A 21,521-nucleotide genomic window follows, 5' to 3' on the forward strand; every position below is an offset into this window, starting at 1 on the left:
CCGCGTTGACCCCACGGCGATCCCACCCCGGCGGCCCTTCGCCGGGCCTCCCGGCGGGCCCGCGATCCCCCGCCGCTGCGCGGGATCGGGCCCGGGGTGGCATCGACCACACGCCGGGAGGGCCGCTCCCGGCGTGTCGCGGAAAAAGTCTCCCGACGGGCCCCGGGTCCTATATGGACGACCACTGTGGACGGCCCGGGCACACGGTTTTGCCTGCTCAGGGCCTTGGTCGAGGTCCGGCTTCCGATTCGGGACCCCGCCGGCCGGGGTCTCCGGAGGGGCGGAACCAGCGCCCTCACAAGGAAATATTTCGACCCCCGGTTGGATTTTGTGCGGTATTGGTAATACCGTGTGCAGTGTCGGCCGAGATGGGCCGTGTACGAGTAGTTCCACTATGGAGGACTGGAATGACGAACAAGGCCCAGCTGATCGAGGCGCTGTCGGAGCGTCTGGGCGACAAGAAGGTGGCTTCGCAGGCCGTTGACGGTCTGGTCGACATCATCATCCGGACGGTCAACAAGGGCGAAAAGGTCAACATCACCGGCTTCGGTGTCTTCGAGAAGCGCGCCCGCGCCGCTCGCACCGCGCGCAACCCGCGCACCGGTGAGGCCGTGCGCGTGAAGAAGACCAACGTGCCCGCCTTCCGCGCCGGCACCACCTTCAAGGACGTCATCTCCGGCTCCAAGAAGCTGCCGAAGGCCACCCCGGTCAAGCGCGCCACCGCCACCACGGCGACCCGCGCGACGGCCACCAAGGCCGCCGCCGCCCCGGCGAAGGCCACCACGACCCGCACCACGCGGGCCGCGGCCGCCAAGCCGGCCACCACGCGCGCGACGACCACGCGGACCCGCGCCACCGCGGCGAAGCCGGCCGCGAAGGCCACCGCCACCAAGGCGGCCCCGAAGACCGCGGCCAAGGCTCCCGCCAAGGCGACCGCGGCCAAGGCCACCACCACCACGCGGGCGAAGGCCGCCGCCAAGCCGGCCGCCAAGACCGCCGCGGCGAAGAAGACGACCGCCGCCAAGGCCCCGGCCAAGCGCACGTCGGCTGCCAAGAAGAAGTAACTCGCTTCCTCGTCGAAGGGCCCCGCACCAGCCTGGTGCGGGGCCCTTCGGCGTTCCCGGGGGCAAAACGGCGTTCAACGGCGTTCTGCCGGGGCGTGTCCGCAGTGCGGGCCGGGGAACCCGGAACCGGTCCCGACGCGGCTCCCACGGCCTGCTGGGCGGCACGACCGGGACCGGACCACCGCGCCCGGTGGGCCACTCGTTGGGGTGACCGACGCGGTGCGCCACCGGCCACCCGCGTCGCCCGACAACTGCGGGCGGCATTCTTTCCCGGCCTCGTTTTGCGCCGGAGCGGTGATTCACGCCGTTTCCGGAATCCCCGGGCCGGGTAGCCGGGGACAACAGGTCCATCAAGCGACCGGAGGAGCCGCAATGACAGAGAATGACAAGCGCGAGGATCCCGAAGCGGAACTCGCCCGGTCCCGGCGGTACATCGAGGAGGCGAAGGACGCGGCCGCGGACGCGGACATCGTCGATCCCGCAGCGGAAGGACCGGAGACGGACCAAGGGGATTTGGCGCCTTCCGGGACGCCGTAGTCCTCCACAGTGGATCTCGGCGCGCCTCCATTCCGGCCCGCCGAACCGGGAAAAACCCCGGGAAATTGCCGAACCGATCGCCGGGTGGATACACTCCACGGGAGAACGTCGGTCATTGTGCACCTTGTCACACGTCACGTTCCCCGGACGCACATCCAGCTTGAGGAGCATTCCCGTGGCCCAGAAAGTCCTCGTCGAGATCCTGGACGACATCGACGGCAGCACCGCCGCCCAGACCGTTCAGTTCGGCCTCGACGGCGTCACCTATGAAATCGACCTTTCGGACGAGAACGCCGCTGCCCTGCGCGACGAGCTCGCCCGCTTCATCGCGGCCGGCCGGCGCATCGGCGGCCGCAAGGTCCGCGTCGCGACGGGCCAGTCGACCACGACGAGCACCACCGACCGCGAGCGCAACCAGCAGATCCGCGCCTGGGCGAACGCGAACGGCTACGAGGTCTCCGAGCGCGGCCGCCTCTCGTCCGAGGTGATCTCGGCGTACGAGCAGGCCCAGGTGGCGGAGTCCGAGGCCCCCGCCGCCGCCCCGCGCAAGCGCGCCCCGCGCAAGAAGGTCGCCGCCGCCAAGAAGTGACGGCGGTGCCCCGCCAGAGAACTGGGGGAAACACCGAAGGCCCGTCGGCGGTAAGGACTGACGTCCCCGCCGCCGGCGGAGGCCCTTTCTCCACCACCGCGCGGCAGTTCCCGGCTGAACCCGACGTCAGCCGCGCGAGAGCCGAATTCCTGCGAGCACCCATCCTTCACTGCCGCCGTCGACCGTCTTTCGACCGTCCGTCGACACCCGGGTCGAGGTTGTGCGCCTTGCGGAAGTCCCCGATCCGCTGCCACGCCAGCTGCGGGTGCGCCGGCAGCTGCCGGCGGGCCAGCGCGAGCTGGTGCAGCTCTTCCGTGAGGGCCCCGTGCTCGAGCGAATCGGTGAAGACGTCGAGCAACGTCGCGCAGAACAAGGTGAAGCAGCCCGCGTTCCAGCGGACGACGTCGGCCGGCTGCACCGACGTCTCCACCGTCTCCCCCACCAGGTCGGCCGCCATCCGCGCGAGTTCCAGCGGGTTCACCGCGTCGCGGATCGCGAGCAGCCGCGCGGTGAGCGCGACGTGCTCGGGTTCGGCGTCGAACGTGCCCAGCAGCCCGACGAGCGCGTGGATCTTGCCGGCCAGGTCCCGCCGGACCAGCGCGAGCGTGACCGCGGCCAGCGTCGGCTCGTACTCCCGCGCGGCCACGTCGAGCATCTCGACCGTGTAGCGCCGCAGCTCCCGGGGGAGGCCACCCGACAGGCAGTGGTTGAGGTAGCAGAACTGCTCGGTGACCCCGGCGACCCGCGACGCGACCCACTGCCGGCTTTCGTCGAGGGTGAAGTGCTCCAGGCGCACCATTTCCGAGAAGGCGCTGTCGAACGCGTCGCGGATGCCCAGCCCGCGCTGCTCGAAGTTGAGCACGGCGTCGTCCGACACCGAGACGAAGAACAGGCAGCCCGGGACCCCGAAGACTCCTTTGACGTCATTGACGAACTGGTGGGCCTTCTCGGGTTCGCCGATCTTGTCCAGCTCATCGATGGCGATGACCAGCCTGCCGATCACCCCGTTGTCCCGCAGGGTCCGCGCGCTCTTGCCGGCGAACGAGCGCAGCTCCTCGACGACTTCCGGGTGCGTGAGCTGCTGTTCGGCCCGCTGCGTCGACCACGTCCGGCCGGCCTCGCCCTTCAGCGGCAGGGTCAGCTTGCCCGACCAGCCGGTGGTGTGTGTCTGCAGGAACCGCGTGCGCGTCAGCTGGTGGACAGCCGACCGGCGCAGCTCGAAGAGGGCGCGGTGCCGGCGGCGGAACCCGAAGACCACCAGCGCGCTCAACGGCGTCAGGACCGCGAACGAGACGAGCCGCCAGGCGGCGAGGACGATCAGGCCGGCGGCGATGACGTGCGTAACGGGCTGGCCGCTCCACAGGACTTGGGCGGACATCGGGAGGTCCCGGACGGCCGCGGCCGCCAGCCCGCCGATCTCGGCGGGGAACCGGGCCACCGGGACGCCCCACAGGAGGAGCGCGCCGCCGAGGCAGACGAGCGTGAAACCCAAGACCCGCACCAGCTTGACGAGCCCGCGGCGCACCGCGGCCCGGCGTTCGCCCTGGGTCCGCGGCAATCCCGGCGCGAGCGCCTGCGACGTCCGCTCGATGACGGTCTGGCAGATCAGCGCGTGCAGGTGCAGCACGAAGTCGCGGGCGTCGTAGTTCGCCGGCGCGGAGGCGAGGACGACCAGCGGCGGCAGGCCGGCGGTGCTCAGCTTGCCCTGCCGGATGGCCTCGATCGCGGTCGTCTTGCCGACCCCGCGCGAGCCGGCGAGGGCCACCGCGCCGGAGTCGGCTCGTTCGATGATGCGCCGCAGCCGTTCCGCTCCGGCGGTCATGACGACTTCGCCGCCGTCGCTCTCGCCGAGCCCCGATTCGCCGGTGTGGGCGAGCTTCGTCCCGTAGCGGACGGACCGGTGGGCGCGGGCGAACTCGTGGATCGCCGGCCGGACCAGCTCGGCGACCAGGGCCTCGCGCCGGTCGCCGAGACGCAGGAGCTCGGGATGCGGCCGCGGTTCGCCTTGCCCGCCGGCCATCCCGGTGAGGTCCGGCGCCCGTCGCACGACGAGCCCGGCCGACAGCCCGCCCACCCCGATCAGCCCGGCCATCCCGACCACGCGCCACGGGAACGGCAGGCGCGGCCAGGCGGCGCTCAAGAGGACGAGGTAACCGATCCCGGCCACCGCGATCGCCAGCAGCAGGAAGAACTCGCCGGCGCGCGGGACGCGCCGGCGCGGCACCGGCGTGCTCTCGATGCCTTCGCGGACCAGCCGGTCCTGCTCGATGCGGATCCGGGCGACGAGCGAGTCGTCGGCGAACAGGCTCGTCCGGACGTCGTCCTGGCCCAGCCCCTCGCCGGCGAGTGCCGCGACGACGTCCGGCTCGGTGAGGGCGTCCTCGACGAGGACGCGCAGGGCGAGCCGCGCGGACCAGGCGTCGAAGTCCTCGAACTCGGGACTGCGGAGGTATTCGGTGACCGGATCGGCTCGCTCCCGCGGCCGCGCCGGAGCGGTCCGCTCGATGGCTCTCCGGTCTTCCGCGCGCAGCATCACGATGAACAGGTAGCCGACGCCGCCGCACGCGAGGCCAACGCACAGCGACGCAACCGCTTTGGCATCCAACGTGTCACTGAACGCCGCGTAGCCGACGAGAACGGCCCCGAACAGCGTGAGGATGGCGAGTCTCCGCCGTGTGCGGGTCGGTGCTGGCGTGGACGGTCCGGCGGGCGTGGGCACCCGCGGATTGTGTCAGCCGGGGCGGTGGGTCACCGGCGCCACGACCTTCTCGCTTGGTGCGGCAGGGCGGGACCCGGGTACAGCGCCGCGGAGCCATCCCCCGCACCCCGGGCACGACGCCGAGCGAGGTCGGCGTGAGCGCGGGAAGCAACCGGTTCGGACGACCTCGTCCGCGCGAGGGACCACAGCAAAAAGTCCGCCTGACCTGGGTCAGACGGACTTCGCGGTAAGTACCCCCGATCGGGTACGGACAGCATCCACGCACTCCCGCAGTACCTCTGACCTGCAGATCTCTGCAACTCTGACCCTCGTCGAGTTCGGTCGCCGTCGCCGGGAGCGGTCATGAGGAAACCGTCCCGCGACGACCTTGCTCTGGGCGTCCAGTGCTTCTTCACCGGCCTCGTCGCTCTGGGTGCTGGTTTCGCATCCTACCGGCACGGCCTCCACTTCGCCCTGCGCTTCGGCGCGGACGAGGCGACAGCCTGGATCTGGCCCCTGATCGTTGACGGGCTGCTCACCATCGCGACCGTCGAGCTCTGGAAGCCGGCAAACGGCAGCCGGTGGCAGGCATGGCTCTCCTTCGTGTTCGGCATCTCCCTCTCGCTCTGCGCCAACATTGCCTCGGCCTCGGCGTTGAACGCGTTCGGCATCATGGTCGCGGCTTGCCCACCCCTGGCTCTGCTCCTCGCGGTCGAGCTGCTCAACCGAGCGCTGAAGCGACGCCGCGCGACACCAGCAATGGCAGCGTCCCACGTCGAGGAAGGGACGTCGGACGAGTTATCCACAGGTTCACCGGTACCTGTGGAGCAAACTGCCGAGCAGCGCATGTGGGCGTTTTACGAGGCGGAATGCCGCGAGGGCCGTATCCCCTCCGGCGCAGAACTGGACCGGGTAGCCGGCACACACAACTACGGCCGCCGGATCCTGCGCAAGTGGCGTGCAGCCGGACAGCTCGGCTCGGCCGTAGACGCCGCCGAGCCACCGATAGGAGCGAGCTCGTCCGAACAGGCGAACCGGATGGTTCTGACTCGCCCTCCGGCAAGGACCGAACGCGATCACGGGACGTCTGGGAGCGCCGGGCGAACCAGGACGTGAATTGATGCGTCCGGTGGAGGTTTGGTGGGTCTGCATCCGACGGCTCTGCAGGTCCGGGCCGGGGCTGATGTGCGGGCGGTCGGACCGGTCGGACATAGCGGTTTCGCTGCGGTTGCCCACCTGCAGGGCCGACTTGAAATCGACGATGCAGCGGGGCCAGGCGCAGTTCGCCCCGGTTCGGGCCACGTGTCGCCACGATCCCAACCTCCCCGGACAGAACACGTAGCGCTCCGCGACTTGGCACTCAAGCCGCGGAGCACCCGTCGGCACGGTTGGGTCAAGGTCGCGCGGGTACCCGGGGACGAGTCGTCGAAGGGAGCGATTGTGCCTGGCCAGGCCGAAACCCTGCGCCGCTACCGGCGAGCGTGCGACTACCTCGCCGCCGCGATGATCTACCTGAAGGACAACGTCCTGCTCGCCGAGCCTCTCCGCCGTGAGCATCTGAAGCCGCGGCCGCTCGGGCACTGGGGTACCTGCCCGGGCCTGACGCTGATCTACGCCGGGTTGAACCGGCTGGTCGCCGCGACCGGGCAGCGGACGCTGCTGGTGACCGGACCCGGCCATGGTGCACCCGCGATCCACGCCAATCTCTGGCTGGAAGGCACCCACGCCGAGTACGACGACAAGCTCGCCCTGGACGGGCACGGCCTCGCCGAGCTGGTCCGCCGCTTCTCCTGGCCCGGAGGGTTCCCCAGTCACCTCTCTCCGGAGGTACCCGGCGTCATCCACGAAGGCGGTGAACTCGGCTACGCCCTCGCCACGGCGTTCGGCGCCGCGTTGGACGACCCCGGGCTGCTGGTCGCCTGCATCATCGGTGACGGAGAAGCCGAGACCGGCCCCACCGCGGCCGCGTGGCACTCGCCGAAGTTCACCAGCCGCGGCGACGGCCGGGTGCTGCCGATCCTGCACCTCAACGGCTACAAGATCGCGTCACCGACGATCTTCGAAGCGATGTCCGACGACGAGATCGTCGCCTACTTCACCGGCTGCGGCTGGCGCCCGCTGCTGGTCGACGTCCGCGACACCGACGACCCCGACACCCCGCTCGCGGAGGCGCTGGCGCAGGCGAACGAACAGGTGACCGGCCCACCTCCGATGATCGTGCTGCGCAGCACCAAGGGCCTCGGGCTGCCGGAGACCACGCCGGACGGAACGCCGCTCGCCGGGACGTTCCACGCCCACCAGGTCCCGCTGCCCGACGCGGAGGAGGACCCGGAGCAACTCGCCGCCCTCGAGCGGTGGATGCGGTCCTACCGGCCCGAGGAGCTGTTCGGCTCCGCCGGTGCACCCGTGCCGGACCTCCTCGAGGTGCTGCCCGAGCCCGCCCTGCGGCTGGGCCGGGTCCCGCAGGCCAACGGCGGCCTCCTGCGTCGTGACCTGCCGCTACCCGACGTCGGGAAGTACGCCGTCGCCGTCGAGGCACCTGGTGGCTCGGACGCGAGCGCTCCCGAGGTGCTGGCCGGCTGGCTGGCCGAGCTGGTCGAACGCGCGCCGACGACGTTCCGCGTCGTCTGCCCGGACGAGCTGGAGTCCAACAAGCTGGGCCCGCTGCTGGAGGCCACGTCGCGGCAGTTCGACCGGACGGTGCCCGGCTACACCGAGCACCTGGCCTCTCGGGGGCGCGTGCAGGAGGTGCTTTCGGAACACCTGTGTCAGGGCTGGCTGCAGGGCTACCTGCTCACCGGCCGCCACGGCCTGTTCCCCTGCTACGAGGCCTTCGTGTCCATTGTGGACAGCATGGTGAATCAGTACGCCAAGTTCCTCAAGATGTCGGGCGAGGTGCCGTGGCGGGCGCCGGTGGCGAGCCTGAACTACCTGCTCTCCAGCGACGGCTGGCGCCAGGAGCACAACGGCTACAGCCACCAAGGTCCCGGGTTCATCAACCAGATGCTCACCAAGAAGGCCACCACCGCGCGGATCTACCTGCCGCCGGACGCCAACACGCTGCTGGAGGTCATGGACCGCTGCCTGGCTTCGACCGACCTGATCAACGTTGTGGTCGCGGGCAAGCAGAGCGGGCCCCAGTGGCTCTCGCCTGAGCAGGCTCGCGCGCATTGCCGGGCCGGGGCGGCGGTCTGGTCGTGGGCCGGCAGTACCGACGGTGCCGCGGACGTCGTGCTCGCCTGCGCCGGCACCACTCCGACCGTCGAAACCCTCGCCGCCGTCGAGCTGCTGCGTGATGTCGCACCCGAACTGCGCGTTCAGGTGGTCAACGTGGTCGACCTCCTGTCGCTGTCCCCGGCGCAACGGCATCCGCACGGACTGTCCGACGAGGCGTTCGCGGACTGTTTCGGCGAGGATCTGCCGGTGGTGTTCGCCTTCCACGGCTACCCGTCCGCCGTCCATGAGGTGCTGCACGGCCGGCCCGCCACGACCCGGTTCCACGTGCACGGCTACCGGGAAGAAGGCACCACGACGACGCCGTTCGACCTGCTGGCGAGCAACCGGATGACCCGCCACGACCTCGCTGCCGACGCCGTCACCCGCGCACCCGGCTGGGCGTCGGCCGGGGGTGACATCGCCCGTGATCTGATCAGGCGGCGGGATACGCTGCTCGTCCGGTCCTATCAGGACGGTCAAGATCCCGGCGAGATCACCGGCTGGCGGTGGCGCGGATGAAGGTCCTCACGGTCAACCCCGGATCGGGTAGCCTGCGCCTGCACGTGGTCGAGGACGGCGACGTCGTCGACTCGGCGGAGATCGGCAGGCCACCCGCCGAGGCCACCGACGACGTCAAGTCCTTCGTGGACGGCCTGGCGGTCGACGCGGTCGCGCACCGGCTCGTGCACGGCGGCCCGGACTTGATCGCGCCCTCGGTCGTCGACGACAGTGTGCGCGCCGGGGTCGCTGCGGCGAAATCCCTTGCTCCCGAGCACGTGCCGAACACCGAGTTGCTGCTGGACCGGCTGACGGAGCTGCTGCCGGACAAGCCGCACGTCGTTTGCCCGGACACGGCGTTCCACCACGGCCTGCCCGAGATCGCCCGCACCTACCCGGTGCCCGCGCGCTGGCGAGCCCGCTGGGACCTGCGTCGGTTCGGTTTCCACGGCCTGTCTTTCGACTGGGCTGTCGGCCGAGCTGCCGAGCTGCTCGACCGGCCAGTCGGCGAGCTGAAGCTGCTGGTGGCGCACCTGTCCGGCGGGTGCTCGGTATGCGCGGTCGCCAGCGGGCGCAGCGTCGACACCTCCATGGGGTTCACGCCGCTGGAGGGGACGATGATGGCGAAACGCTCCGGCACCGTCGATCCGGGCATGCTGTTGTGGCTGCTGCGTGAAGGGCACGTCTCGGTGGAGGAGCTGGAAGACGTTCTCTACCACCATTCCGGGCTGCTTGGCCTGTCCGGCACGTCGGACGACACCTGCGACCTGGTCCGCGACAGCCGCGCCGGCGACGTCAAGGCCCGGTTCGCGATGGCGGTGTTCGAGCACCGCACCCGCCGCGAGCTGGCGGCGGTCGCGGCGAGCCTGGACCGGGTCGACGCGCTTGTTGCGTGATCGGGCTCGCGGTTCCCGCAGGCCCGACCGGTGCGCAGACACGTAACCAGCTTCATGGCGCTGTCCCACATCCACGTGGCGGCCGAGGAGTCCGCCCTGCACGCGCAGTCGGAGATTGTCACGGACTCCTACCGCCGGTACACCAATCACGCAGCCAGCCTTCATACCCAGGAACAGATCCACGCGCTCTTCGGCGACCTGGAACTGGTCGAACCCGGTCTGGTATGGCTGCATCAGTGGCGTCCCAAGGACGACGCAGCGCGAGGCGAGGACCCGTGGAGTCCTGCGGTTTGGCTACCGTCGCCAGCAAGCACCGACAAGGTTCCACGGTGGGGAGCTGATGTCTCGCTGCCGCAGCCTCACGCCAACGCGGCCCACTTTTCCCTCAGGCGACGGCACGCGTCAACGAGTTCCGCGGGCTCCACTTCGGACAGTTCGGCGTCGAAAGTGGCGAGGATTCCAGCGATGCCGGCCCACGACCACGCGCTGACCGTCAGCCGGGAATGCTCGGGGCCCAGCTGTTCCACGACCGATCCACCCGGCGCCCACCGCGCAACGGTGGCGGCCGGAACCCTCAGGCGCGCACGACCGATACATCCCCACTCGGCCGGTGTATCACCTCGGTCGTGGGACTTCATGACGAACTGGGCGACGTCGTCACCGGGCAACTCTCGGCGGGAAAAGCCGGTACCGATCGACGCCGAGATCCTGATCCGGTCGACGCGGATCACGCTCCAGCGGTCGAGGCCGAGGTCGTAGCCGACGACGTACCAGCGCCCGGCCCAGACCACGAGGTGGTGTGGCTCCAGCCGCTGCGGTGGCGCGAAGTCGTCGTCGCGTGGCTGCGGGCGAGTTCCGTCCGGACGCAGGATGTCGATGACGAGCAGTTGCCGCTGCCGCACTGCGTTGCCGACGGCCTTCAGCGGCTCCGGAGTGATGGGCGGCGCGGCGAATTCCCAGTAGTTGTGCACCTTGGTCAGGCGCAGCTCGTCCATGGCCGACCGCAGCTTCGCCGGCATCACCTGTTTCAGGACGTCCAGAGCGCGGGCTGCGTCGTCACCGAGACCGAAGACCGTGCTGGGCGCGGTCTGCAGGGCGACCGCGATCGCCAGTGCCTGCTCGTCGTCGAAGAGCAGCGGCGGCAACGCCAGTCCGGTGCCGAGCCGGTAGCCGCCGGAAGGTCCGCGAAGCGGGTCGATCGCGTAGCCGAGCTGGCGCAGAGTCTCCACATCGCGGCGAACCGTGCGTTCACTGACCTCAAGTCGAGCGGCGAGCTCGCTCAACGACCACTGGCGGCGCGTCGCCAAGAGGGACAACAAATGCAAGGCGCGTCGCGAGGTGTCGGCCATGGCGAAATCTTACGCCAGTAGTGGACATCCCGTGTCCACTACTGCAGGCATCGTCTGCGACCGAAGCCCCTCTCTTCGATCAACCAGGAAGGCGACACCGGAATGCGCATCATCATCGTCGGCGGCGGTATCGGCGGCTTGGCACTGGCGGCCGGCCTGCGCCGTCACGAGTTCGACGTCGCCGTGTTCGACCGCGACACCGACGTCACCGCGACAGCGGGATACCACATCACGCTCGACCACGCCACGCAGACAGCGCTCGGGGAGCTCGTCGAACCGGCGATCTTCACCCGGCTGCTGGCTTCGTCCTCAGCACTGCGATTGCGGGCGCCGGACGCGTTCTGGGACCGGCGCGGACGTTTGCTGGGCCACGGACCGAACCTCGAAGACGATGCCGGGATCGACGTCGATCGGGTGACCTTGCGGGTCTTGCTCGCCGAGGCCGCCGGGGAAAGCCTCCACCTCGGGCACACGGTCACCGACATCGATCACGCACCGCGAGCGAAGTTCGCCGACGGCACCTCCGCGACAGGCGAGTTGCTCGTCGGCGCGGACGGGACGCACTCGCTGGTGGCAAACACCTTGCCGGTCGACCCACCAACCGCCCTGCCGGCATCATCGGCGTTTCCGGCCGGACTGCAGCCACCGACCTCGGCTCCGCGGAAGGCGAGCGCCTCGGTCCCAGATCCGGACTCGCGGTCGGTCCTCGAGGAACTGCGCTCTACACGGGGTACCTCGATCCGGTGGGCAACTGTGCCCTGGACGCACCACACCTGCGTGCGGCGATTACGCCCGGCCCGACCTACATCTGGGGAGCGATGTTCCCGGATTCCCCCGAGACCGCATCCGTCCGCGAGCTGACGGGCGCGGTGCTTCGAGAGGCGGTGCTTGACCGTTTCCGCCAGCACGACTGGAGCGAGCGCATCCTGGAAGTGGTGGCGAAGGCCGGCGCCGGGAGTGTGGCCGCATTCCGGTTCAACGCGGCCCCGACCCGTGCGCGAGACCTGGCGCCATGGTCAGCCGGATCGGTCACCGCCCTCGGCGATGCTGTCCACGCGACACCGCCGACCGCGGGAATGGGCGCGGGTGCCGCGATCCAGGACGCGGCGAGCCTGGTGAGGCATCTCCTCGAAGTGCGAAGCGGTGCCACCACACTCGTGGACGCTGTGGGCGGCTTCGAAGCCGGGATGCGCATTCGAGGCGGCGCAGTGCTGACAGCGGCGATGAAGCCGGTGCGCTGGATACTGGCCACGAACACCCGCGTCGGCGCACCTGCCACGGCCGTCGGTCTTCCGGTGCTGGCGTTCATGAACAAATTCAGGCGCACGTCTTGAAGGCACGCAAACAAGGGCTGCTCTGACTCACCCATCACCAGCCCTCGGTACCGGTCGAGGTCGAGACTCCTCGCTTTGCCCGCAAGCGGGCGCGATCGTGGCCACGCAGTCACGCACACTTTTGCCGGCCCGGCTCGACTGCCCTGTTCATCCGGTCGTCCGCCCCAATCCGGTAGAGCTGCTGCCACCGGCCGATCAACCTCTACCACCCGACGTCGGATCACTCAAAAACATGAGAAGTATTCGTAATATGCACTGCGGTGTGGCACAGTGTGCGCGGCTCACTACTCGCCTGCCTTCCCAGCAGCAGAAGGGCCAGTCATGCGCAGAACGCTCCCCGTCCTGGCGGCCGCCACGATCGCGATGGCCGGTCCCGCACCCAGTGCCCAAGCCACGTCCGATGCCACCGGCACCTTCTCCGTCTTGTCCTACAACGTCGCCGGCCTGCCCGACGGCATCTCCAGCGCGCCGACTCCGCGCGCCCCCGCGACCACCGCCATCGGACAACGGCTGGCGCCATACGACGTCGTCCACGTCCAGGAAAATTTCAACTACCACGCCAACCTCTACGCCGCGGACAGCCATTCGTTCCGGACGCCCACCAGCGGCGGAGCCGGGATCGGCAGCGGGTTGAACACACTGTCGTCGCTTCCCTACGACAGTGACGACTTCGAACGCGTCCGGTGGAACTCGTGCCAGTTCGACTCGGGCGACTGCCTGACTCCCAAGGGCTTCACCTTCATGCGGCTCCGGCTGGCTGAAGGCCTGTACGTCGACACGTACAACCTGCACACCAACGCGGGCACCTCGGCAGGCGACCTGTCCTCACGAGCCGACAACCTCGAGCAGCTGTCGTCGTTCATCGCCTCCCACTCGGCAGGCAATGCGGTGATCGTCATGGGCGACACCAACACCCGCTACACGCGCGCCGCCGACACCATCCGGACCTTCGCCACGCGAACCGGCTTGACCGACGCCTGGGTCCAGGTGCAGCGGGGCGGCACGCCGCCGGTGGCCGGCAGCGACGCCCTCGTGTGCGACGAACAAGCAGTCACCAACGACTGCGAGGTGGTGGACAAGATCCTCTACCGGGGCAACAAGCTCGTGAACTTGACCGCCACGTCGTACAACAACGAACATGCCGGGTTCCTGAACTCCGCGGGCGTGATGCTGTCCGACCACGACCCGATCGCCGTCCGGTTCGCGTGGACGCACAGCTCCGCTTACCGACTCAGCGACCAGTTCGGCGGACCACACGGCGACTACTTCACCGACCTGGACCGGACTCCCGAGAGCGGGCGGGTGACCGTGCTCGGGATCCGCGCAGGTTCTCGCGTCGACCAGGTGAGCATGACGAGGGCTGATGGTGTCACCATCAGCCACGGCGGTAACGGCGGCACCGCGAAAGCATTGACACTGGCGATCGGCGAGTATCCCGTCTCCGCGTATCTGTGCCGGGGCAACTACCAGGGGCACACCAGGATCTTCTTCGCGCGGTTCACCACGAACACCGGCAACTCGCTCGGCGGCGGAACGACGACCTCCGACTGCACCACCTACACCGCGCCACCCGCCTGGCAGATCGCGGGGCTCCACGGCCGTTCCAGCGACGAGGTGGACAAGCTGGGACTCATCTTCACCGCACGCTGAACCCGACTGCCGCGCGGACGAGTGCCGGGACCAGCACGCCGCCGGCGAGCCATCGGATGATGCGTGGGCAACCGTCGTGGCCGTTGGGCCTATTCCGGCGAATAACCGTTTTCCGGTGCTCAACGAACCTCCGGTTCGCCCGCCGACAGGGCGTCCAGCACCCGGCCGATCACCTCGTCGATGTCGGCACCACGCGGCAGCCGAGGTGCTTCACCGGCGACTGCCCGATCGGCGAGCCCGGTGTCCATGTGCGGCAGACGGGCGTCGACGACGTGAACGCCACGCTTGCGGTTCTCGACGCGAGTTGCGGTGAGCCAGGCCGACAGGGCCGTTTTCGACGCCGAGTACGCCGCCATACCCGGTACCGGCCGGTCGCTCACGACACCGGTGATCGCACCGATCGCGCCACCGCGATCAAGCAACGGCAAAGCGGCCCGCAGGAAGGCGATCGGAGCGAGCGCGTTGACGGCGAACAAATGCTCGGTGACGGCGTCCGCTGTCCGGTCGGCCGGGCCGAACGCCACGACCCCGAACGCCACCAGCGCCACGTCCAACCCGCCGAGCGCATCAGCGGAACGTCGTACGACACTGCTCGCATTGTCGACATCGTAGGCTTCGAAGACCTCCGCATGCGCACCCACCTCATCGGCGAGGCTCGCCAACCGGGCATGATCCCGGCCGGTCACCGCGAGACGCGCACCTCGCGCGGCAAGTTCTCGGACGATCGCCTTCCCCAGAACGCCGGTAGCGCCGGCGACCAGCACACGGGTCCCCTTCACACGGCACCACCCCGCGACTCAGGGACGGACATGGCCCAGCGCACACCGCTGACGAGCGCATGACCGGAGATCCGGACTGCGATGGCTTCGACCAGTGGTAGGCAAGGCAACCGCAGGCGCGGCCGGGTCCACCGAGCAAGGAGTCCGGCTGCAGACGCGGCCAAGACGGCATAGGGCGCACGGGCCGCGAGCGGGATCAGCGGCTGCACCAGGAGGAACCGAGCCGCGCTACGAGCCTCGCGCGTGCTCCGCAGTTCCGATCGGTAGCTCGTTCGCTGCCGGTCCCGCTCCGCCCGCGTTCGCAGCGGCTCGATGACACCGCGCCGGCTCGCGACCAACGCGGTCTCGGCCACGTGCTGGTCGCAGTCTGACGCATCGAGAGGCGCGGCTCCGTAACGCTGGTGAGCGCGAAGGAAACTGTCGATCGCCGCGATGTAGACCCAGTTGAGCAGGTACGGAACGCTCGCCCGGAAAGGCTCGCCGCCGGGTCCCGTGCCCACCATCCAGCCGTGCACGGCGCGAACGGCCTCGATAGCGCCTTCGGCGTCGGTGATCGAGCCGAACGTGGTCACGGCGAGGAACGTGCTGCCGGCCCCAAGGATCGCCGCGAAAACTCGAATGCGCGGCCGCGGCGGCCATCGCCTGCGGGTGCAGCGACTGCAGAAGCAGTGCTCGCAGCCCGCCCACGAACATCGCCGAGTCCGCGTGGACCCGGTTGATGGCGCTGTCGGGGGCGAACCAGCGGGGACCGGGGCCGTGGATGCGCATCCGGTTTTCCGGACCGTCGGGGCCGGCCACGCGGCTGAACAGGGCATCCCGGAGACGAGCACGGACCTGCCCCGAGTTGTCATCCCCGGATCCCGGTCACCGCGAGGAACTCCTCCCGGGTTTTGCGATCGTCGCGGATCAGTCCGTGCAGGGCGGAGGTGACAGTGCTGGAACCGCCGGCCTGGACGCCACGCAAGGACATGCAAAGATGCTCTGCCTCGATGACCACCCCCACACCACGCGGCGCGAGGTTCTCCTGAAGCCAGTCCGCGACCTGCTTGGTCAGCCGTTCCTGGACCTGGAGGTCCCGGGCGAACAACTCAACCACCCTGGCCAACTTCGACAGCCCGAGAATTCGCGCACCCGGCAGGTAACCGACGTGGGCGAAGCCCTGGAAGGGCAGCATGTGGTGCTCGCACAGCGACCGGACCGGAATCCGCCGCGCCACGACCAGTTCGTCGTAGGCTTCCTCATTGGGAAAGGTCGTGAGCGTGAAGTCACGCGGGGTGATCAACTCGGCGTACGAACGGGCGACGCGCTTCGGTGTATCCCGAAGGTGCTCGGAGGACGGGTCCTTGCCGAGCGAGATCAGCAGCTCGGCGACGGCCTTTTCGGCTCGCGCCAAGTCAATGCCGTCACGGAGCGGAAGAGCGGCCGGCGCCGTGTCCCCCAGCTCGACCGCGGGCATGGAATCGGACATGAGTTCTCCTGGTCCGCACAGTAGACCAAACGAATCGATGCGGCAACGATGCAACCGAGTCTAGATCGTCCGGACCCATGACGCACTGCCGAAGGGCCCCGTCTCGAACCTCCCTGCTATCCGCGGGTCTTGAGCTTCGCGACCGCCTCGGAAAGATCCACGACGTCGGCGTACTTGGCGTCGAGGTCGGCTAGGTTGTTCTCGTGCAACGCCCGTCTCCGGTCCGCACACGCCTGCCGGACGACCATCGGGCGGAAGCCGTGGCCGATCGCGTCAGTGGCGGACGCGCGCACACAACCGGAGGTGGACACTCCGGCGATGACCGCCGTATCGACACCAACCGCGTGCAGACCGCCGGCCAGCGCAGTGCCGAAGAAAGCCGAGGCGTACTGCTTGGTGACGACGAGGTCGCCGTCGTGCGGCTTCAGCGGCGGCGAAATCTCGCCCCACACGCCGCCGGCGCCTTCGGCGAACGCCGCCAGGGCCGGTACCTTGCGCACGAACAGGCCACCGTCGAGCAAGTTCGCCGCGTACACCACAACGGTCCAGACAACCGGATGGCCGCCCACTCGTGCCGCGGAAACCAGTTCGGCGGTCGCGTCCACGGCCGGCCGCGGAACGGGGAGTTCGAAGGGACCGCCGGGCTCGGTGTACGCGCGCACCAAGTCGACGACCACGACGGCCGGTCGGATTCCCCAGCCGAGACGTCCCGAGAAAGCCGACCCGTGCGGCCCGGTCACGAGGAGCTCCAATGCGGTCGTTTTGGCGCAGGGAGTCCCGTTTCGGCTTCGCAGCGCTCAAGCAGGACGTCGATCGGTGGCCCCATGTCGAAGATCGGCAGTTCGGCCGGACGAGCGGCGCGCATTTCGCTCCGCAGCGCTTCGGTGGCGGATTCTTCGACCGAGCCGTCATCGCCGAGGACCACGCCGTACCGTCGCGCGCCCGGCCGGCTCACCAGCCCGCGCTCGACCTCGAGCGCGACCAGCGACGGCTCGCGCGCGAGCGGGTCTCCCCACCCGCCACCGCCCCAGGTCACGAAGTGCAGGACGTCCCCTCGCGCCACCGGAACGTCGTGGCACTTGCTCGGCAGCACCTGACGCGACCCGTCGGCGCGCTCGAGCCACTTGGTGCCGCGCGCACCCGGGGCGCCACCGTTGACGCCCCATGGGTAGGTCAGCCAGCGGTCGTCGTGGATAGCGATGGTACCCGGTTCCTCGAAAACGTAGGAAACGTCGACTCCGTTGCCGCCGCGATGCTTGCCGGCACCGCCCGAGTCGGCCACCGTCTCCCACCGTTCGATCCACAGTGGATAGTATGATTCCAGGTATTCGCAGGGGATGTTGACAAAGCTCGGCCAGAGCGAATGCCCGTCGGGGCCGTCGCCCAGCGGCCGGCCCGGGATGCCCCCGAAGCCGATCGAGTAGAGCTGGAACCATTCCCCCGCGCGATCGCCCGTCGTGTAATGACCGGAGAACATGAAGTGCGGGCTGGAAGAGAACCCGGCGGCGTTCAGCAACGCCGGGTTGGTCTGCCCGAGCAGGCCACCGAACAGGTCGAACACCCGGCCGATGCCGTGGTTGCGGCCGTTGAGCGACGCCGGGTGCCTCGGCTTCCAATACGCCCCGTCCGGGATGGTCACGTCCACGAGCGGGTAGAAGCCGTCGTTCCAGAGGATCTGCGGGTCGGCGACGGTGATCATGTAGATCCCGAAGAACATCCGGGTCAGGTTCTCGTTGATGTAGTAGTTGACCGGCCCGGCCGCTTGCGGCGAGCTGCCGGTGAAGTCGAGGTGGACCTTCTCGCCGTGGCGGGTGAGCGAAAGCTTGAGCTCGTAGGGTCCGTTGCCGACGCCGTCGTCACAGATGTAGTCGGTGAAGCTGATCGTCTTGCCGTCTTCGAAGACCGTGGCCAGCAGGACCTTCATGGCGTCGTAGTTGCGCCGGAGCAGGTGATCGAGTGCCGAAAGATAGGTCGCCGTCCCGAACCGCTCGCACATCTCGACGACCCGGCGCGCGGCCGTGCGGCAGGCCGCGACCAGCCCGTTGACGTCGGCGCGGTTCCAGTCCGGCATGCGGACCTGGTTGAGGATGATGCGCAGGGCGTCGGCGTTGAGCTCACCGCGGCGGTAGAGCTTGAACGGCGGGATGACGACGCCCTCTTCGTAGATCGTGCGGGCGTCCGTGGGCATCGAGCACGGCGTCTTGCCGCCGACGTCGGACATGTGCCCGAACATCGACGCCCAGCCCACCAGCCGTCCCTCATGGAAGATCGGCAGCACCAGCAGCCAGTCGTTGGCGTGGCTGATGGCCGCACCGCACGCGTACGGATCCGAGGTCAGGAGGACGTCGCCCTCCTCGACCGTGTCGTCGAACCCGTCCAGGAAGTCCGGGATGGACAGGCCGAACTGGCCCACGACCATCCGGCCGAGCGGGTCGCCGATCAGCGGGAACTCGTCGTGCTGTTCGCGGATCCCCGGCGATAGCGCCGTCCGGAACAGGACTTCGTCCATTTCGTACCTGGCGTTGCGCAGGCCGTTCTCGATCAGATCCAGCGTCACCGGGTCCACCTCGGCGGCGTCGAGCGCTCCGGTGACCGTTTCGATGATCCGTGCCATGGTTCAGCCCTCCGCAGGGGTGATGAGGAGGCTGCCGGACCGGTGCACGGTCGCCACGTGTCCGGCCAGCACGAGCGTGGTCGAGTCCACTTCGGTGATGATCGCCGGCCCGGTCACCACGTCGTCGGCGCGGAGCTTCGCGCGGTCGTACACGGCTGCGTCCACCTCACCACCGGACAAGTGAACGGACCGCGTCTGCAGGAGTGCCGGAGCCGGATCACCGTCACCCCGCTCCAGAGTCGTCAGCGCCACTGACGGACGTGGCCCCGACGCGGTCGCGCGAGCGTTGACCAGCTCGTGGTCGACCTGCAGGAGGAAGGAGAACATGCGGTCGTGTTCGGCGTCGAACGTCTTCGCCAGGACGTCGAGTGCGGTGTCCGGCGTCTCCAGCCAGCCGGGCTCGATGCCGACGGGGATTTCGAAGCCCTGGCCGTGGTAGCGGACGTCGACCTCGAAGGACACGGACTGGGTGTCCCGTCCGATGCCCTGCACAGCCAGTCTTTCCGCTGCCTCCTCCCCCAGCTCGCGGAGGATGGCGACCAGCTGGGCACCGGTGAGATCGGCGAAGCGCCGCAACACGGTCCGTGCGGCGGCGTCCCGCATGCCGGTCGTGGCATCGCCAAGGGCGCAGAGGACGCCGGGTGACGGCGGGACGATCACCGGCCACGCGCAGGTGAGCTTGCCCAAGGCGTTGGCGTGCAACGGTCCTGCTCCCCCGAACGCGACGAGCGCGAAGTCGCGGGGGTCGAATCCCTGCTGAACGGAGACCAGGCGCAGGCCGCCGAGCATGTTTTCGTTGACGATGTCCACGATCCCGGCCGCCGCGGCCTCGGCGTCGGGCAACCCCATCGCTAAGGCGATGCTGCCTACCGCGTGCCGAGCGGCGTCGCGGTCGAGGGCGATCTCGCCTCCGGCGAGCGATTCGGGCAGGTAGCCGAGCACCACGTTGGCGTCGGTGACCGTGGGTTCGGCGCCGCCGCGGCCGTAAGCCGCCGGTCCGGGGGCCGCGCCCGCGGACTGCGGACCCACCCGCAGTGCCTTCGTCAGTGGCGGGACGTGCGCGATCGAGCCGCCGCCGGCGCCCACAGTCCGCACATCGACGCTCGAGGCCCGGACAGTGAGGTCGCCGACTTTCGTCTCCCGGCCGATGCGCGGGCTGAGGTCCTGCACGAGGGCCACGTCGGTCGACGTTCCCCCCATGTCGAAGGTGATGAGATCGCGGTATCCGCACTGCTCGGCCACCCAGACCGCTCCGGTCACCCCGCCTGCCGGTCCGGACAACAACATGGTCACCGGCGCCGAAGCCGCCGCGTCGGCGGCGGAGAGGCCACCGTCGCTGCGGAGAATGGCGAGCTCGCCGGGAACGCCACCGGCCGACAGCTGGCGCGCGAGTGTGGTGACGTATCGGTTGACCTGGGGCTGGACGTAGCCGTTGGCGACCGTGGTGATCGTGCGCTCGTACTCGCGCAGCTCCGGCAGCACGTCGGAGGACAGCGAGATCGGCACCCCGGGAAGAATTTCCGCCGCGATCCGGGCGACCGCGCGTTCGTGTGCGGGGTCGGCGAACGAGTTGATGAGCGAGATCGCCAGCGCCTCGATTCCCCGGCCCTGCAGCTTGGCGAGCTGGGTCCGGACGTCCTGCTCGTCCAGGTCGCGCAGGACTCGCCCGTCGCTGGTCAGCCGTTCGTCGACCTCGACGGTGTTTTCCAGCGCGGCCAACGGCTCCGGTTTGGGCCAGATGATCCAGCCGGCGAGCCCGCCGGGCACGTACGATCGGGCGATCTGCAGCACCTGCCGGAACCCCCGGGTGGTGACGAGGCCGACGCGGGCTCCCTTGCCCTCGAGGATCGCGTTGGTCGCCACTGTGGTGCCGTGCAGCACTTGCGTGACCTCGGCGAGCTCGACGCCGGCGGCTCCGCAGGCCTTCGCGATCCCGGAGAGCACCCCGGCGGACTGGTCGTCCGGAGTGGAGGGAACTTTCGCGCGCCAAGTGGCGCCGCTCTGTTCGTCGACGAGCAGGACGTCGGTGAAGGTCCCGCCGACGTCGACTCCGAGCCGGTAGTTCATGTCCGCGCCTGCTCTCCGAAGGCCCGCACCATCACGGTCCGGGCGTTGCGTATGTGAGCGGTCATCACGGCCTGGGCCCAGGCGGGGTCGCAGGCCTGCATCGCCGCAACCAGCTCCCCGTGGTGAGCCAGGCTGCGGCGCAACGACACTTCGTCATAGGTGTGGAAGTTGCGCAGCACGATCGGCGCCCGGATCGCGCCGGCGAGAGCGACGGCCATCGCCGGGCGGTCGGCCAGCGCGACGATCTTCGCGTGGAACGCGCGGTTCAAGGTGACGAGCGTGTCCAGGTCCTGCCGCGGCCCCGGGCTCCCCACCTCGACCATCCGCCGGGCCAAGGCGTCGAGCTCCGCGATGTCACGGGCGTCCGCCAGTACGGTGGCGAGCGCGGCCAGCTCGGGTTCGAGAACCGTGCGCAGGTCGAACACGCTGTCGAGTTCGGCCCGGGTCCAGGTGCTGACCCGGGCTCCGCGGTTGGGAACCAGCTCGACGAGGCCCTCAGCGGCCAGCCGGGTCAGCGCCTCTCGAACCGGGGTCCGGCTGACTCCCAGCCGGGCTCCGAGCTCGGACTCGCCGAGCCGTGAACCGGGCGCCAGATCGCCGTTGAGGATCAATTCGCGCAACGTGCCGAGTGCACGCGCGGAGGTAGTCGCCGTTTGGGTCAAGATCACCTCACACACCGCGGATTGTGTGCAATCTAGGCCGATGGTCGCCGAATGGCAAGCTCTGAGGCATACTTTCCTCGGTATTGTATGCAAGGAGGCT

Annotated in this window: 18 protein-coding genes and 2 pseudogenes; 10 read left to right on the forward strand and 10 right to left on the reverse strand. The window is 69.4% G+C overall.

All coding sequences use genetic code 11. The features are described from left to right. Positions 1–407: 407 nt before the first annotated feature. The 3 genes from ACWEN0_RS19675 (at position 408) to ACWEN0_RS19685 (ending at position 2,190) form a co-directional block, all read left to right on the forward strand. Complete coding sequence (locus tag ACWEN0_RS19675; RefSeq protein WP_451975072.1) at positions 408–1,064, forward strand: HU family DNA-binding protein; 657 nt, start codon at positions 408–410, stop codon at positions 1,062–1,064. Positions 1,065–1,436: 372 nt separating this feature from the next. Next, entirely contained in the window at positions 1,437–1,601 is a 165-nt protein-coding gene (locus ACWEN0_RS19680; RefSeq protein WP_451975074.1) for a hypothetical protein, read from the forward strand. Between the two features lie 175 nt (positions 1,602–1,776). After that, on the forward strand, positions 1,777–2,190 hold the full coding sequence (locus ACWEN0_RS19685) for a histone-like nucleoid-structuring protein Lsr2 (protein WP_451975076.1): 414 nt from the start codon (positions 1,777–1,779) through the stop codon (positions 2,188–2,190). A 166-nt stretch (positions 2,191–2,356) separates the two neighbouring features. On the opposite strand, the gene ACWEN0_RS19690 is transcribed toward ACWEN0_RS19685, so the two are convergent. After that, positions 2,357–4,795: a hypothetical protein gene (locus tag ACWEN0_RS19690; RefSeq protein WP_451975078.1), complete on the reverse strand. Its 2,439-nt coding sequence runs from the start codon at positions 4,793–4,795 to the stop codon at positions 2,357–2,359. 456 nt (positions 4,796–5,251) lie between these two features. Between ACWEN0_RS19690 and ACWEN0_RS19695 the strand changes: the two genes are divergently transcribed. The 4 genes and pseudogenes from ACWEN0_RS19695 to ACWEN0_RS19710 form a co-directional block, all read left to right on the forward strand. Further along, complete coding sequence (locus ACWEN0_RS19695) at positions 5,252–6,004, forward strand: DUF2637 domain-containing protein (RefSeq protein WP_451975080.1); 753 nt, start codon at positions 5,252–5,254, stop codon at positions 6,002–6,004. A 324-nt stretch (positions 6,005–6,328) separates the two neighbouring features. Then, the gene (locus ACWEN0_RS19700) at positions 6,329–8,623 is read left to right on the forward strand and encodes a phosphoketolase family protein (protein WP_451975082.1); all 2,295 of its coding nucleotides are present in this window, start codon (positions 6,329–6,331) and stop codon (positions 8,621–8,623) included. Continuing rightward, entirely contained in the window at positions 8,620–9,498 is an 879-nt protein-coding gene (locus ACWEN0_RS19705) for an acetate kinase (RefSeq protein ID WP_451975084.1), read from the forward strand. The genes ACWEN0_RS19700 and ACWEN0_RS19705 overlap by 4 nt, the downstream gene beginning before the upstream one ends. A 54-nt stretch (positions 9,499–9,552) precedes the next feature. Beyond that, positions 9,553–9,768 (forward strand): annotated as a pseudogene (locus ACWEN0_RS19710) (SAM-dependent methyltransferase); the annotation flags it as partial. A gap of 89 nt (positions 9,769–9,857) precedes the next feature. On the opposite strand, the gene ACWEN0_RS19715 reads toward ACWEN0_RS19710, so the two are convergent. Continuing rightward, a complete protein-coding gene (locus tag ACWEN0_RS19715; protein WP_451975086.1) occupies positions 9,858–10,847 on the reverse strand; it encodes a helix-turn-helix transcriptional regulator in 990 nt (329 codons plus the stop codon). 102 nt (positions 10,848–10,949) lie between these two features. Here ACWEN0_RS19715 and ACWEN0_RS19720 point away from each other — a divergent pair, with 102 nt between their 5' ends. From ACWEN0_RS19720 to ACWEN0_RS19730, 3 genes are all read left to right on the forward strand, one after another. Then, on the forward strand, positions 10,950–11,708 hold the full coding sequence (locus ACWEN0_RS19720) for an NAD(P)-binding protein (RefSeq protein WP_451975088.1): 759 nt from the start codon (positions 10,950–10,952) through the stop codon (positions 11,706–11,708). Beyond that, a complete protein-coding gene (locus tag ACWEN0_RS19725) occupies positions 11,666–12,181 on the forward strand; it encodes an FAD-dependent oxidoreductase (RefSeq protein ID WP_451975090.1) in 516 nt (171 codons plus the stop codon). The genes ACWEN0_RS19720 and ACWEN0_RS19725 overlap by 43 nt, the downstream gene beginning before the upstream one ends. A 270-nt stretch (positions 12,182–12,451) precedes the next feature. Then, positions 12,452–13,831 (forward strand): jacalin-like lectin, encoded by a 1,380-nt coding sequence (locus ACWEN0_RS19730; protein WP_451975092.1) that lies wholly within the window; start codon positions 12,452–12,454, stop codon positions 13,829–13,831. Positions 13,832–13,950: 119 nt separating this feature from the next. On the opposite strand, the gene ACWEN0_RS19735 is transcribed toward ACWEN0_RS19730, so the two are convergent. The 8 genes and pseudogenes from ACWEN0_RS19735 to ACWEN0_RS19770 form a co-directional block, all read right to left on the reverse strand. Further along, positions 13,951–14,595, reverse strand: coding sequence for an SDR family NAD(P)-dependent oxidoreductase (locus tag ACWEN0_RS19735; protein ID WP_451975094.1), 645 nt, complete (start codon positions 14,593–14,595; stop codon positions 13,951–13,953). Between the two features lie 11 nt (positions 14,596–14,606). Then, positions 14,607–15,182, reverse strand: coding sequence for an oxygenase MpaB family protein (locus ACWEN0_RS19740; RefSeq protein WP_451975096.1), 576 nt, complete (start codon positions 15,180–15,182; stop codon positions 14,607–14,609). Between the two features lie 76 nt (positions 15,183–15,258). Beyond that, a pseudogene (locus ACWEN0_RS19745) lies at positions 15,259–15,378 on the reverse strand (oxygenase MpaB family protein); the annotation flags it as partial. Between the two features lie 79 nt (positions 15,379–15,457). After that, complete coding sequence (folE, locus tag ACWEN0_RS19750; RefSeq protein WP_451975217.1) at positions 15,458–16,066, reverse strand: GTP cyclohydrolase I FolE; 609 nt, start codon at positions 16,064–16,066, stop codon at positions 15,458–15,460. 128 nt (positions 16,067–16,194) lie between these two features. Further along, a complete protein-coding gene (locus ACWEN0_RS19755) occupies positions 16,195–16,818 on the reverse strand; it encodes an isochorismatase family protein (protein ID WP_451975098.1) in 624 nt (207 codons plus the stop codon). Further along, positions 16,815–18,692, reverse strand: coding sequence for a hydantoinase B/oxoprolinase family protein (locus ACWEN0_RS19760; RefSeq protein ID WP_451975100.1), 1,878 nt, complete (start codon positions 18,690–18,692; stop codon positions 16,815–16,817). Before ACWEN0_RS19760 ends, ACWEN0_RS19755 begins: the two co-directional genes overlap by 4 nt. Before the next feature lie 3 nt (positions 18,693–18,695). Continuing rightward, entirely contained in the window at positions 18,696–20,759 is a 2,064-nt protein-coding gene (locus tag ACWEN0_RS19765; RefSeq protein WP_451975102.1) for a hydantoinase/oxoprolinase family protein, read from the reverse strand. Further along, on the reverse strand, positions 20,756–21,436 hold the full coding sequence (locus ACWEN0_RS19770; RefSeq protein WP_451975103.1) for a GntR family transcriptional regulator: 681 nt from the start codon (positions 21,434–21,436) through the stop codon (positions 20,756–20,758). Before ACWEN0_RS19770 ends, ACWEN0_RS19765 begins: the two co-directional genes overlap by 4 nt. Positions 21,437–21,521 lie beyond the last annotated feature (85 nt).

It is taken from the genome of Amycolatopsis sp. NPDC004378 (assembly GCF_053602455.1).

Bases quoted from the DNA above. Each gene is read 5' to 3' on its own strand.
- ACWEN0_RS19675 (WP_451975072.1), top strand. From the start codon at position 408: ATGACGAACAAGGCCCAGCTGATCGAGGCGCTGTCGGAGCGTCTGGGC.
- ACWEN0_RS19680 (WP_451975074.1), top strand. From the start codon at position 1,437: ATGACAGAGAATGACAAGCGCGAGGATCCCGAAGCGGAACTCGCCCGG.
- ACWEN0_RS19695 (WP_451975080.1), top strand. From the start codon at position 5,252: ATGAGGAAACCGTCCCGCGACGACCTTGCTCTGGGCGTCCAGTGCTTC.
- ACWEN0_RS19705 (WP_451975084.1), top strand. From the start codon at position 8,620: ATGAAGGTCCTCACGGTCAACCCCGGATCGGGTAGCCTGCGCCTGCAC.
- ACWEN0_RS19715 (WP_451975086.1), bottom strand. From the start codon at position 10,847: ATGGCCGACACCTCGCGACGCGCCTTGCATTTGTTGTCCCTCTTGGCG.
- ACWEN0_RS19720 (WP_451975088.1), top strand. From the start codon at position 10,950: ATGCGCATCATCATCGTCGGCGGCGGTATCGGCGGCTTGGCACTGGCG.
- ACWEN0_RS19725 (WP_451975090.1), top strand. From the start codon at position 11,666: ATGTTCCCGGATTCCCCCGAGACCGCATCCGTCCGCGAGCTGACGGGC.
- folE (WP_451975217.1), bottom strand. From the start codon at position 16,066: ATGCCCGCGGTCGAGCTGGGGGACACGGCGCCGGCCGCTCTTCCGCTC.
- ACWEN0_RS19760 (WP_451975100.1), bottom strand. From the start codon at position 18,692: ATGGCACGGATCATCGAAACGGTCACCGGAGCGCTCGACGCCGCCGAG.
- ACWEN0_RS19765 (WP_451975102.1), bottom strand. From the start codon at position 20,759: ATGAACTACCGGCTCGGAGTCGACGTCGGCGGGACCTTCACCGACGTC.